The following is a 12,218-nucleotide window of genomic DNA, read 5'->3' as shown; positions in this document are numbered from 1 at the left end:
AGGCCATCTGCCATGCCGTGTTGACACAACCGGCAGCCGCGCGAAGGAATCGGCGGCCCAGATCGTCGCCGCCGCGGGCCAGGCAGTCGCGCAATGCGAGCGCCTCGAGCGCGGCCACCGACATGCCTTGTCCGTACACCGGATTGAAGCTGCAGATCGCGTCACCGAAGACCAGCAGGCCATCGGGGAACCGGGGCATGCGCTCATACCGCCTGCGCACACTCGCCGGATAACGGAAGGTGGCCACCGCCCCCAACGGTTCCGCGCTGCGCAAGGCCGCGATGGTTTCGGCGGGGAACAGATCTTCGACGAAGGCGATCATCCCGGCCAGATCGGCCGGTGGTTCCTGGCCGTTCATCCCCGCTGTGGTGAGCAGCCAGGTCTCGTTCTCATAGGCGAACAGTGAACCACCGCATGGTCTTTCGGGAACCGCCCCGACGAGGGTGAGCTGGTCGCGCGGAGCGTTGCCCGCGAAGCGCATCAGTTGGCTGGAATACGCCACCTGTACCGCGATCCGGTCTTCGGCGGGACGTCCGAATCCGGCGCTCTCCAGGAACGCCGGTGTCCGTCCGGCGCGGCCCATCGCGTCGACGATCAGGTCGGCGGCTATCGCCTGCCCGGTACCACCTGAGCGAGGCGCCACGAGAACGCTCGTCACCCGGCGGGTGTCGTCCATCAGCAACTCGACCGCATCGTGCCCGTCGAGGATGCGGACGTTGTCGATGGCCCGCACCCGGTCCCGCACGTGGGCCTCCAGGAACGGTCTGCTGGCCAGATACGACTCCATCGGGCTGGACGGTTGCCCGTTGAGATTCAGCCTGTGGCCGCCGAATGTCAGCGACACAAGGGACAGTTTCGCCCCGTCGAGCACCGTGGCTCCGTCGGCCGCGAGCTCCTCGGGGAGCCCGGGAAACAGTTCGGCGAGCGCCCGCAAGCCGCCGCTGAGCAGCCCGTGGGCATGCCGGCCCTGCGGGACGCCGCGCCGCTGGACCGGGCCGTCGGGCAGCACGTCGCGCTCCACGAGCGTGACGGTGTCGAAGTAGTCGGCCAGCGCCCGGGCGGCCAGCAGCCCGCCCATGCTCGCGCCCAGCACCACCGCGTGTTTGCCGATCGTTGCCATTGCCGACCTCCGGACCCGCTGGCACATCGCCAGTTGTTCGAAGTATCGGAGCAGGCCGGGGCCGGGCCTAGAGTAGTGCGCTACTCGAAGATCAGCGGGTCACCGGTATCGACCGCAACGCCTCGTCGACGCATGCCGGCCAGGCACCCTCGTCGAGGACGGTGACCGCACGCGCCCCGTAGGCGCTGGAGACGACGACGTCCGGTTGCAGGCCGGCCAGCAGGTGCAGGCTCTCGGCCATCGCCGTCGCGTCGCCGATGCCCGGGATCACGAACGTCGACCATCGACCGTCGGCGGCGACGAACATGGTGTCCCCGGTGAACAGATACCGGCCCTGGGCGCCCTCGACCAGATAGCTCGTGCTGCCCGGAGTGTGACCGGGGGTGGGGATCACCTCGACACCACGGTCATCGACATGCCGGGAGGACAGCGGTACGTCGATCGGGCTGTGCTGTTCGATCGTGTCGCGTTCGGCGGCCGGCGCGTGCAGCCGGGAGCCGAACCGCCCGGCGATGCGGGCCAGCATCGGGCCCGCCTCGTCCTGGTGGGACAGATAGTGGTCGTCGACCCCGGCGAGTGAATCCAACGTGGCGAAATCCGCGTCGCCGGCCGGGCAGTAGAACAGTGCGTTGTGCCCGCCCGGTGTCCACAGGTAGGCATGTGTGGTCAAACCCGGAAACGGTGTGTCGGTACGGGTTTCCCACAGGTCGGTCCGGATCTGGGTCATGGAGGTTGCCATGACGACAGCCTCGACCCTGAACAATGGTTGAGGTCAAGCCTCGGGCGAGCTCAGTCGGTGCTCGCCTTGTCCCACGTCGAGATCATGGTGCCCATGATCTCCTCGGCGCAGCCCAGCCCACCCAGGTGGCTTTCGTAGGGCAGCTCGGTCATGACCGCGTCGGGCAGCCGGGAGACCACGTGCTGACCGTGGGCGAACGGCACGATGTGGTCGTGGTCGCCGTGCCACCAGCGCACCGGAACCTTGACCTCGTCGAGCCGGAAGCCCCAGTCGCGCTCGAACACCACGATGTCGTAGAACGGCGCGGCCAGCTGCTTGCGGCTGCCGTTGAGCAGGTCGTCGAGGAACATGGCCTTGAACTCGGGCCGGCCGAGCATGCGCCGGTCGCCCTCGGGGGAGATCCGCGCGTAGATCTCCAGGGCCGGAGAGGCGACCGGACGGATCAGCCGGATCAGCCCGGAGGCGGCCAACCGGATCGGCGCACCGGCCACCTCCAGGATGGGCGCGACCACCGCACCGAGTTGCATCAGCGGACTGCTGATCGCGTCGGGCCCGACCATCGGGGCCACACCGCCGAGCACCCCGGCCGCCACCACCCGGTCGGGCATGGCGGCCGCGGTGGCCAGCGTGTAGGGGCCGCCGCCGGACAAGCCGATGACGGCCATCTTGTCGATGCCCAGCGTGTCGGCGATGGTGCGCAGATCCTCACCGAAATCCAGCACGCGGTGGTACTGGTGCGGTGTGGACGAACCGATGCCCGGCCGGTCCACCCCGATCAACCGGATGTGGTTCTGCTCGGCGTAGATCCGGGCCTCGGTCGGGATCTGCCTGCGGGCGCCCGGGGTGCCGTGCAGCCAGAAGACCGCACGGCCCTGCGGGTCGCCGAACTCGGCGAACCCGAGCTGCCGACCGTCGCCCACGGCGACATTGCCCTCCAGTTTGGGGCGATCGATCGGGATGACCATGTTCGTGCGCCTCGCCTCGCCGGGTCCGCGACTAGCCCGCGACGGACGCGTCGTAGATGGACTGGATGGACTTGTCCAGCGTGGCGTTGAACTCGTCGTCGCTCTGCTGGGCCGACAGACCCTCGGTCAGCGCGCGGCTGAAGCTGGCGATCACACCGGTGTTCTCGGCCAGCAGCTTGTTGGCCTCATCGCGTGAGTAGCCACCCGACAGCGCCACGACCCGCATCACCTTCGGATGCTCGACCAGCGACTGGTAGTGGTTGGCCTGGGTCGGCAGGGTCAACTTGAGCATGACCTTCTGGTCGACCGGCAGTGCGTCGAGGTTCTTGGTGATCTCGTCGCGGAGCAGGTCCTCGGCCTCGGCCTTGTCGGAGATCGAGATGGTGACCTCGGGCTCGATGATCGGGATCAGACCGTGCGAGAGCACCTGCCTGGCGACCTCGAACTGCTGGGCGACCACGGCGGCGATGCCGTCGGCGTTGGCCGCGCCGATCACCGAGCGCTCCTTGGTGCCGAAGATGCCGTTCTTCGCCGCGCGGGCCAGCAGATCGTCCAGGCCGGGCATCGGCTTCATCACCTGCACGCCGTCAGCGACGTCGGCCAGGCCCTTGTCGATCTTCAGCAGCGGAACCACGCCCTTGTCCTCCCAGAGGAAGGTCGCGGTGGGCTTGCCCTCGATGGAGCGGTCCATGGTCTGCTCGAACAGGATCGCGGCCAGCACCCGGTCACCGTTGAACACCGGGGAGGTGATGATGCGCGAGCGCATCTGGTGGATCAGGTCGAACATCTCCTCCTCGGAGGAGTAGGCGCTCTCCTCGACACCGTAGAGACGCAGGGCCTTGGGGGTGGACCCACCACTCTGGTCGAGCGCGGCGATGAAGCCCTTGCCCGTGGTCATCTTGTCGGCCTGCTGCTGGTTCACCATGAGGTTGTCTACTCCTTTGAAGACGGCGTCCTGATGTTGTTGTGCTGTTGAGGGCGCACACCGCCGGTTGCGCACAGTTCGACTCAGAGGATATGCGGCTACTTCGCGGCGGTAGCGCCCACCCATCGAGCCGGGGTGCGGGTGGCCCACGGCACGGCCTGCTCGAGCTGTCCGGCCAGGCTGAGCAGGATCGTTTCGTCGGGGGCCATCAGCTGTACACCGATCGGCAGGCCGTCGCGGGTCTGGCCCAACGGCAGGGAAATCGCAGCCCAACCGGTCACGTTGGCCAGGGCCGTCCATCCGGTGGTGGCGAACTCGACGTCGAAGAACGCCCGGGTGGTGCCCCTGGGCTGATTCAGCAGCCCGTACGGCGGCGGACCGGTCAGCAGCGTCGGCACCAGGAGCACGTCGTGACCTGCCATCCCCGCGGCGAACCGGCGTGTCTGGGCATGGATGTCCGAGATGGCGCCGGCATAGGCCAGCCCCGTCGTGGTGAAGCCCTCGCGGATCATCACCCAGGTGCTCGGCTCGAACTCGTCCTCGCGGGGCGCCCGGCCCAGATGTGCCCGGGCCAGGTCGTGGAGCTGCGCGTTGCTCACGGTGTGCAGCACCGCGACGGCGTCGGCGACCGCGTCCGCATCGATCGTGGGAGCCCCGGGGGTGAGGTGGTGCCCGAGGCTTTCCAGCACCCGGCCGGCCGTTTCGACGGCCGACACCACCTCGGGGTCGATCCGGTCGGTGGGAAACGGCGACGAGGTGGCGATCAGGATGCGCTGCGCCGACGGTGTTCGTGCGGCTGCGTCGAGGAAGGAGAACGCCGGGATGGCGGCACTGTAGGGATCGCCGGGTGCGGAGCCGGCGATGATGTCCAGCAGGGCCGCGCTGTCGCGCACCGTGCGGGTCAGCGCGTGGCCGTTCACCAGGCCTTCGAGTCCGTGGCCGCCGTCAGGGGCGAAGGAGGATCGTCCCCGGCGTGGTTTGAGGCCGACGACACCGCAGCATGAGGCGGGTACCCGGATGGAGCCCGTGCCGTCCCCGCCCGAGGCCGCGGGTACCACTCCTGCGGCCACCGCTGCCGCCGATCCGCCGCTGGATCCACCCGGGGTGACGACGGCGGACCACGGGTTCACCGTGGGGCCGAACAGTAACGGCTCGGTGGTGCAGTGGTTGCCCCATTCCGGGGTGTTGGTCTTGCCGAACACGACCAGTCCGGCATCGAGGTACCGATCCACCGTCCAGGCGGATTCCGTCGAGACATGGTCGCGCAATGCGCGTGACCCCATCGCTTCGCGGGTACCGGCCAGCGCTGCGCCGAGATCCTTGAGCAGGAACGGCACCCCGGTCAGCGGCCCGGCCCGCCCGTTGCGCAGTACACCGGACGCATCGAGTGCGGCGGCTTGTGAGCGGCCTCTGTCGAACAGGTCGGTGATCACCGCGTTGAGACTGCGCGTCGCCTCGACCCGGGTGATCGCGGCGTCGAGTAGCTCGACGGCACTGATCTCACCGGCGGCCGCCAGTGCCGCCTGCCCGACCCCGTCGGTGCGGGCTAGTTCGAAGGCGGACGACGAATCCATCTCACATCACTCCGGAGATCGCTGGTGGTGTTCGGTGCACTGATACGAGTCAACTCGAGCGCGAGGAGAACCTCGACCGCGGTGACGATCAGACCCGTGAAGTACATCCACTTGAGAGTCGGATCTGGTTGTGCGGCAAAGTAAACGATCAAGAAGATCGGCCCGACGATACCGGCGACGAACACCATGGCCTGGATACGTAGGTACCGCCAGAATGTGGACATCGATCTCCCGCCGCACGGCCGATGAGCGGCCAGCTTAGCGCGGTTACCGCGGTGCTACGACGACCGGCGTGGACAGGATCTCCCGGTACTCGACCATCGGTTCGCGTTTGAGGACCGCACTACCCGAGGTGACGAGCAACTCGGTCGGGGAGACCGCGTAATTGACCTGGGAATTGCGCGCCACGAATCGGCGGCCGGACGTGGCATCGGCCGATGCCGCCAGCGCGGCCTGGTCGGAGAGCCGGACGCCGTGGTATTCGAGCCGGCCCGTGCGGTCCAGGCAGATCACCACCAGCGAGCGTTCGGTTCGGCCGATGGCCCTGGCCGACTGGGTGTCGCGGCACCGTGCCGCCGAATCGACGAATCCCGAGCCGTCGGACGCGAACGCCGCGATGGCCGGGGCCGCGGCCCGCTCGGAGAAGCTTCGGAGCGGCTGCCGGTTCGGTTTCACCTCATAGGTCCTGGCGCCGACGGCATACACCGAATCCCTGGACGAGAATTTGGAGGCAAGCGTGCTGAGGATGACGAATGCGGTGAGCATGGAGCTGACCACGGCCGCGGCGGCCACGCCGACGCCGACGGGCAGCCAACGTCGTTCCGGTGCCTTCCGGTGCCGTCCACGGCGAACCGGCTGATACGGCGCATGCGGTGTCGAAACTAGGCAGGTGACCAAGCTTGCTCCCGGGGAACGGCGGTGTGATGGGCGTGGCACAGGCGACGGGCGCTGACGCGAGCTCATATTGTGCACGATGAGGTGGGGCGCTGTGGGTAACACCCGGGAATTCGGTGAAATCCGCTCCCGGTGTGGGACTGTCGCGCAGTCGCGGTGAAATTTGCTCGGCAACAGTGAGATTCGTCCTCATATCCCGGCATTGAGCCAGTGCGCCGCAGGCAGAAGCGATTTGGGGCGTCTGTTCGGAACGCGGCCGGCAACGCCGCTGCGGGTTCACGCCCGCTGCAGGCATTCACGTCACGCCGATTCAAACCGGTAAGCCCCGAGACGAACCTCGTTAGCGTCGAATCGCCGATATGAGCAGCCGCTTTCGAGGGAAGTATGGCGATGTCTACTACTGAACTGTCTTCATCTGAACTGTCTTCTACCGAATTGTCCTCGTCCGGACTCACGATCAGTCCGTTGTCGGGACACACCGGGGCGTTGATCGACGGGGCCGATCTGTCGGCACCGCTGTCACCTGAACAGGTCTCTGCGATCCGGGCCGCGCTGCACCGGTGGAAGGTGGTGTTCTTCCGCGGACAGGATCTCGACCACGCATCCCAGATCGCGTTCGGTGCCCAGTTCGGCGAGGTGACGCCCGGCCATCCCTACGAGGGCGACTCTGCCCCAGCCGGATTCCCGCAGATCCACACGGTGTCCCCGGCCGCCTACGACCACCGTTACGGCACCAAGTACCGCAAGCGGCAAAGTCCTAACGGCCCCGGCTGGCATGCCGACGTCACCCCGCTGATCAACCCGCCGTCACATTCGATACTGCGGGCAGAGCAGGTGCCCGACTACGGCGGCGACACCCAGTTCGCCAATGTTGCTGCCGTATATGCGGGTCTGTCGCCATCGGTGCAGACCCTCGTCGGCGAACTGCGCGCCGAGCACCGCTTCGGCTCGACGACGTCGGCCGACCGCAGCACCGAGAAGATCGGCGATCTGGTGCGCAGCAATCCGCTCGCCACCATCCACCCGGTGGTCCGGGTACACCCGGAGACGGGGGAGAAGGTGCTCTACGTCAACCCGTCCTTCACGCGCGAGATCGTCAACCTCTCGCCCCGGGAGAGCAGGCACCTGCTGGATCTGCTGTTCGAGGAGATCGCGCGGCCCGAGTACTCGGTGCGGTTCAAGTGGGAGCCGGGCAGCGTGGCGTTCTGGGACAACCGGGCCGCGCTGCACCTGGCCCCGCGCGACTTCGAGCATGTCGAAGGCGACCGGGTGCTGCACCGCATCACCCTGGTGGGCGACGTTCCGGTGGGTCCCGATGGTGTTGCGTCGGAGTCGATTTCGGGCGACTACTTCGGGGCCGCCTGAGATGTCCGTCCTGTTGTCGCGGCCAGGGGGAGCCCCACCGACCGGCGCACCGATCGGGCTCGTCGATCCCCGGGCGGCGGTGCGGCGGGTGCAGCGCAAGCCCGTGGTGCCCCGGGCGGTGCAGCGCCTCCTGGGCCCGGTCCTGTTGGTGGGCCTGTGGCAACTGCTGTCCACCGTCGGGATCTTCGACGAGCGCACCGTACCGCCGCCGACCCGGGTGCTCGATGCGGCCTGGACGCTGATCGCCGACGGAACGTTCCAGGACCATCTGAACGCCAGCCTGCTACGGGTCGGATATGGGCTGGTGTTCGGTATCGTGCTCGGACTCGGGCTGGCCCTGATCTCGGGATTGTCCCGGATCGGGGAGAACTTCGTCGACGCCAATATGGAAGTGCTGCGCGCGGTTCCGAACTTCGCACTGGTGCCGCTGCTGATCGTGTGGTTCGGCATCAGCGAGGTCCCGAAGATCCTGCTGATCACGCTGGCCGTCGCCGTCGCGATCTACATCAACACCTTCAGCGCGATCCGCAGCGTCGACGCCGCACTGGTGGAGGCGGCCCGATCCTTCGGCGCAGGCCGGGCCGAGATGATCTACCGGGTCATCATCCCCGGATCGCTGTCCGGGTTTCTGGTCGGCCTGCGCCTGGCCCTGACGGCGTCCTGGCTGTCGTTGATCTTCGCGGAGACCATCAACGCCAAGAAGGGTCTCGGCCGGATGATGACCGACGCCCGCGAGTACTTCCAGATCGACATCGTCTTCGTGTTGATCGCGGTGTACGCGATTCTCGGACTGATCTCGATTCTCGTGGTCCGGTTCCTCGAGGGTCGCCTGCTCACCTGGAGGCGGGCCTATGACGGAGACTGACACGCTCCCAACCGCTGTCGGCACGTCGTCGGTGGTGATCGCTCGCGACATCCGGAAGCGGTTCGGGGACAACGTCATCATCGACGGCCTCGATCTGGAGATCAGAGCAGGCGAGTTCGTCGCCCTGTTGGGCCGGAGCGGTTCGGGCAAGAGCACTTTCCTTCGGGCCCTGGGTGCGCTCGACAGTGACGTGGACGGCTACCTGCGGGTGCCCGAGCGGCGCGCGATCGTTTTCCAGGATTCCCGCCTGCTGCCGTGGCAGCGGGTGCTCGCCAACGTGACGATCGGATTGCCCGCCAACAGTGTCGTACAACAACGGGCGCTGGCGGCGCTGGGCGAGGTCAATCTGGCGGACAAGGCAAAGGCGTGGCCGCGCACGTTGTCCGGCGGCGAAGCGCAGCGCGTGGCCCTGGCCCGGGCCCTGGTGCGCGAACCGCAGCTGCTGTTGCTCGACGAACCCTTCGGCGCACTCGATGCCCTCACCAGGATCAAGATGCACGGGCTGCTGATGGACCTGTATCGCAGGCACACCCCGGCGGTCCTGTTGGTGACCCATGACGTCGATGAGGCGATCCTGCTCGCCGATCGCGTGATCGTCCTGACCGACGGTGTCATCTCTCTCGACGTCGACGTCACGGTGCCGAAGCCCAGGGCCCGGGACACCCACGAATTCGCCACGCTGCGAAAGCGATTGCTGTCCGAACTCGGTGTATCCGAAGACAAGGAATAGTCACATGCCATTTGGTGGTCGGGCGCGGCGGGGTTCCGCTGCGCTGTTGCTGATCCCGTTGTTGCTCAGCGCGTGCGGGTTGTCCGACGACGAGGCCGGCGGTGCCATCGACACGGTGAAGATCGCCGCGAAGACAGAGGTTCCGGCCGGCACCAAGCTGGTCATCGCCGAGCAGAACGGGACGCAGTCACTGCCGTGGAACCTGGCCAACGCCGGCCAGGGGACACCGTACGAGGTCGACTTCGCCGATTTCAGCGGCGGTGCGGCGGTGATCGAGGCTTTGCGCTCGGGTGCGGCCGACATCGGATCCATCGGCGAGGCGCCGGTTCCGATCGCGGTGGACAGTGGCGTCACCGATCTGGTGACCATCGGGCTGCAGGCGAACCCCGGCACCAGCGGTGGCTACTACCTGGTGGCACGCCCCGACAGCGGAGTGAAGACGATCGAGGATCTTCGTGGCAAGCGGGTGGCCTACCCGCCGGGATCGGGTCGTCACATGGTCACCGCCGGACTCCTCAAGCGCCATGGCCTGGACCTGAGAACCGATGTCCAGCCCGTGGAACTGGCTGGGGCAGAGGTGGTTCCGACATTTGCCGCCGGTGCCGTGGAAGCCGCCATCGTGCTGGGCAACCAGTACTACCAATTGGGCGAGCCACCGATCCTCGGTGACGGCAAGGGCATCAACACCGGCATTCAGACGCTGATCGTGCGCCGCGATGTGCTCGACGACCCCGCCAAGGCGGCGGCGATCGGCGATTACGTCGGCCGGGCCGTCGCGGCCAACAACTGGAAGGACACCCATGCCGACCAGTGGATCGACGAGTACTACGTCAAGGTGCAGGGCATCACGTTCGACCAGGGCAAGAAGCTGTACGAGGAGGACGGGATCGCCTCGTATTACCCGATCGATGCCGATTCCACCGCGTTGTTCCAGACCGTGGCCGACGGCCTGCACGAGACCGGCACCATCAAAGGCCGGGTCGAGGTCAAGCCGTACGTGGACGGCCGCTACAACGACATCGTCAACGCGCAGAACGAACTCGACAGTGTCACACCGAAATCGCTGAAATCGTAGCGATTTCGGCCATACCAAACAGAGGGGACAACAGATGACTCAATTGGCATCCGCACTGACGATCCGGCCGCAGTCCGGCTGGATCGGCGCCGAGATCCACGGAATCGACCTCACCGCACCGCTACTCACCGAACAGGTGGCCGAAATCCGTGCCGCACTGCTCAAGTGGAAGGTGGTGTTCTTCCGCGACCAGTTCATCGGTCACGACGATCACCTGCGGCTGGCGCGGGCCTTCGGCTCACCGACGCCGGCGCATCCGCTGTTCGATTCCATCCCCGACCCGGAGTATCCGACGATCTACCCGATCTTCGCCGACCGGTTCAAGGCGCGCTATGGCAGCAGCAGGGGCTACGACAAGGCGAATTGGCACGCCGACGTGACCGCGGCGGTGAATCCGCCTGCCGCGTCGATCCTTCGGGCCGAGGTGATCCCGCCGTACGGGGGCGATACCCAGTGGGCGAACACCGTTGCCGCGTATGAGGGATTGTCGGCACCACTGCAGCGATTGGCCGACGGGCTGCGGGCGGTGCACCGGTTCGCGCCCCCGGACGGTACGACGGCCACCGAGGACTATGAGCGTCGGGTGAACCGGCGTCCGCTGCTGACCGAGCATCCCGTGGTCCGGGTGCATCCCGAGACAGGGGAGCGGGCGCTCTACGTCAACCCGGGTTTCACGAGCCATATCGTCGACGTGTCACCGCACGAGAGTCGCCGACTGCTGGGTCTGTTCTACGACGAGCTGGTACGGCCCGAGTACACCGTGCGGTTCAAATGGGAGGCGGGCAGCATCGCGTTCTGGGACAACCGCTCAACGGTCCACCTCGCACCGTCGGATCTCAGCGGCGAGCACGACCGCCGGTTGTATCGCGTGACGCTCGTGGGGGATGTGCCGGTGGGGCCGGATGGCCGGCCATCGCGGGCTTTGGACGGCGAGCCGTTCGAGGCTGCTTGAGTCGGCGATCTTTCGAAGCCGCTTGAGTCGGCGAGCCGTTCGGCCCGGCGTGAGCCGGCGAGCCGCACGCGGCGATCTGTTGGTCCGTCAGGCCGGCACCACGACGGTCAGTTCGTCGCCGTCGCGTTCCACGTTCATCCCGGCGCGGCGGGCAACCGCCGCCACGGCGGCGGCATCGTTCGGTTCGGCCCGGGAGCCGGCCAGCGCCCGCGCCAGATGACCTTTGTGGGCCTTGTTGAAGTGGCTGACCACGGTGCGGTGACCGTCGGCGCGCTCGGCCAGAACCTGCACGCGGACGGCGCCGGGGATGCGGCCCAACCCCGCGTAGGAGCCGGAGCGAAGGTCCACGATCAGCTCACGGGCGGAGAGGTCGGCCAGCACCGGCTCCAGGAGCGGTCGCCAACGCTTGGCCAGGCCCGGTTGTCCGGGCAACTTGGAGGATGCGGACAGCCGGTAGGCGGGCACCTGATCATCGGCGCGCAGGAGACCGAACAGTGCCGATCCGACGGCCAACCGGCCGCGCGCTCTCGAGGCGGCTGTTCCGCGTAGCGATCCGATGTCGAGGGCGTCGTACAGCACCCCGGTGTATCGCTCGATCGCCGGCATCGTGGGTGCATCGCGCAGGGCGGCGTTGCGCTCGATTTCAGCGTCCTGGCCCGCGGAGATGCCCAGGGCCTTGCGGCACGCCGGCGGATCGGCGGCGAGTTCGACGAGTTCGCCGATCAGCGACTCACGCAGCGGAGTCAGTTGCGGCGAGCTCAGATTGTCCAAACGCACCGGGGGGCCATCCCCGCCGGTGCGTTTGGTCTCCGACGGTGGCAGCAGCACGATCACAGCCAGACGCTATCCGACTGATCGTGGCTCGCTGACCACCGACAGGTGTGATCTCAGATGGCGATAGGAGCCGGCTCCTCGGGCGCGGGGGGCGCCGGCGGGGGCGGCACGTCCAGCATGATCGGTGCGGGCCCGTCCATCGGGGGCGCCGGCGGCATCGCGTCGGCCGGGGGCGGCGGC

At 67.4% G+C, this 12,218-nt stretch carries 13 protein-coding genes; 5 read left to right on the top strand and 8 right to left on the bottom strand.

Annotation, left to right across the window (positions count from 1 at the left end; genetic code table 11):
- From TX88_RS18740 to TX88_RS18710, 7 genes are all read right to left on the bottom strand, one after another.
- On the bottom strand, positions 1–1,120 hold a 1,120-nt coding region (locus tag TX88_RS18740; RefSeq protein ID WP_044518699.1), incomplete at its 3' end, for an FAD-dependent oxidoreductase.
- A gap of 91 nt (positions 1,121–1,211) precedes the next feature.
- On the bottom strand, positions 1,212–1,859 hold the full coding sequence (locus TX88_RS18735) for an MBL fold metallo-hydrolase (RefSeq protein WP_044518698.1): 648 nt from the start codon (positions 1,857–1,859) through the stop codon (positions 1,212–1,214).
- 50 nt (positions 1,860–1,909) lie between these two features.
- Positions 1,910–2,824: an alpha/beta fold hydrolase gene (locus TX88_RS18730; protein WP_044518697.1), complete on the bottom strand. Its 915-nt coding sequence runs from the start codon at positions 2,822–2,824 to the stop codon at positions 1,910–1,912.
- 31 nt (positions 2,825–2,855) lie between these two features.
- Positions 2,856–3,749: a fructose bisphosphate aldolase gene (locus tag TX88_RS18725; RefSeq protein ID WP_044518696.1), complete on the bottom strand. Its 894-nt coding sequence runs from the start codon at positions 3,747–3,749 to the stop codon at positions 2,856–2,858.
- Between the two features lie 98 nt (positions 3,750–3,847).
- Complete coding sequence (locus TX88_RS18720) at positions 3,848–5,323, bottom strand: amidase (protein WP_044518695.1); 1,476 nt, start codon at positions 5,321–5,323, stop codon at positions 3,848–3,850.
- On the bottom strand, positions 5,296–5,511 hold the full coding sequence (locus TX88_RS18715) for a hypothetical protein (protein ID WP_244438455.1): 216 nt from the start codon (positions 5,509–5,511) through the stop codon (positions 5,296–5,298). The genes TX88_RS18720 and TX88_RS18715 overlap by 28 nt, the downstream gene beginning before the upstream one ends.
- Positions 5,512–5,590: 79 nt before the next feature.
- Entirely contained in the window at positions 5,591–6,220 is a 630-nt protein-coding gene (locus TX88_RS18710; protein ID WP_244438454.1) for a hypothetical protein, read from the bottom strand.
- A 387-nt stretch (positions 6,221–6,607) separates the two neighbouring features.
- Here TX88_RS18710 and TX88_RS18705 point away from each other — a divergent pair, with 387 nt between their 5' ends.
- The 5 genes from TX88_RS18705 to TX88_RS18685 are packed head-to-tail and all read left to right on the top strand — an operon-like array spanning position 6,608 to position 11,204.
- Complete coding sequence (locus tag TX88_RS18705; protein ID WP_044519565.1) at positions 6,608–7,582, top strand: TauD/TfdA dioxygenase family protein; 975 nt, start codon at positions 6,608–6,610, stop codon at positions 7,580–7,582.
- A gap of 1 nt (position 7,583) precedes the next feature.
- Entirely contained in the window at positions 7,584–8,447 is an 864-nt protein-coding gene (locus TX88_RS18700) for an ABC transporter permease (RefSeq protein WP_044518691.1), read from the top strand.
- Entirely contained in the window at positions 8,434–9,177 is a 744-nt protein-coding gene (locus TX88_RS18695; protein WP_044518690.1) for an ABC transporter ATP-binding protein, read from the top strand. Before TX88_RS18700 ends, TX88_RS18695 begins: the two co-directional genes overlap by 14 nt.
- Before the next feature lie 4 nt (positions 9,178–9,181).
- Positions 9,182–10,252: a PhnD/SsuA/transferrin family substrate-binding protein gene (locus TX88_RS18690; RefSeq protein ID WP_084621935.1), complete on the top strand. Its 1,071-nt coding sequence runs from the start codon at positions 9,182–9,184 to the stop codon at positions 10,250–10,252.
- A gap of 34 nt (positions 10,253–10,286) precedes the next feature.
- Positions 10,287–11,204, top strand: a complete 918-nt coding sequence (locus TX88_RS18685; RefSeq protein ID WP_044518689.1) for a TauD/TfdA dioxygenase family protein — start codon at positions 10,287–10,289, stop codon at positions 11,202–11,204.
- 87 nt (positions 11,205–11,291) lie between these two features.
- Here TX88_RS18685 and yaaA read toward each other — a convergent pair whose 3' ends face one another.
- Entirely contained in the window at positions 11,292–12,038 is a 747-nt protein-coding gene (yaaA, locus tag TX88_RS18680; protein ID WP_044518688.1) for a peroxide stress protein YaaA, read from the bottom strand.
- Positions 12,039–12,218: the final 180 nt, after the last annotated feature.

The organism is Mycolicibacterium septicum DSM 44393, from assembly GCF_000455325.1.
Taxonomy (GTDB): Bacteria; Actinomycetota; Actinomycetes; order Mycobacteriales; family Mycobacteriaceae; genus Mycobacterium; species Mycobacterium septicum.
The sequence above is the reverse complement of the archived record's forward strand: the minus strand, read 5'-3'. Positions and strand labels throughout refer to the sequence as shown.

Coding starts and splice junctions, on each gene's coding strand:
- TX88_RS18735 (WP_044518698.1), bottom strand. CDS start 1,859: ATGGCAACCTCCATGACCCAGATCCGGACCGACCTGTGGGAAACCCGT.
- TX88_RS18730 (WP_044518697.1), bottom strand. CDS start 2,824: ATGGTCATCCCGATCGATCGCCCCAAACTGGAGGGCAATGTCGCCGTG.
- TX88_RS18725 (WP_044518696.1), bottom strand. CDS start 3,749: ATGGTGAACCAGCAGCAGGCCGACAAGATGACCACGGGCAAGGGCTTC.
- TX88_RS18720 (WP_044518695.1), bottom strand. CDS start 5,323: ATGGATTCGTCGTCCGCCTTCGAACTAGCCCGCACCGACGGGGTCGGG.
- TX88_RS18715 (WP_244438455.1), bottom strand. CDS start 5,511: ATGGTGTTCGTCGCCGGTATCGTCGGGCCGATCTTCTTGATCGTTTAC.
- TX88_RS18705 (WP_044519565.1), top strand. CDS start 6,608: ATGTCTACTACTGAACTGTCTTCATCTGAACTGTCTTCTACCGAATTG.
- TX88_RS18700 (WP_044518691.1), top strand. CDS start 7,584: ATGTCCGTCCTGTTGTCGCGGCCAGGGGGAGCCCCACCGACCGGCGCA.
- TX88_RS18695 (WP_044518690.1), top strand. CDS start 8,434: ATGACGGAGACTGACACGCTCCCAACCGCTGTCGGCACGTCGTCGGTG.
- TX88_RS18690 (WP_084621935.1), top strand. CDS start 9,182: ATGCCATTTGGTGGTCGGGCGCGGCGGGGTTCCGCTGCGCTGTTGCTG.
- TX88_RS18685 (WP_044518689.1), top strand. CDS start 10,287: ATGACTCAATTGGCATCCGCACTGACGATCCGGCCGCAGTCCGGCTGG.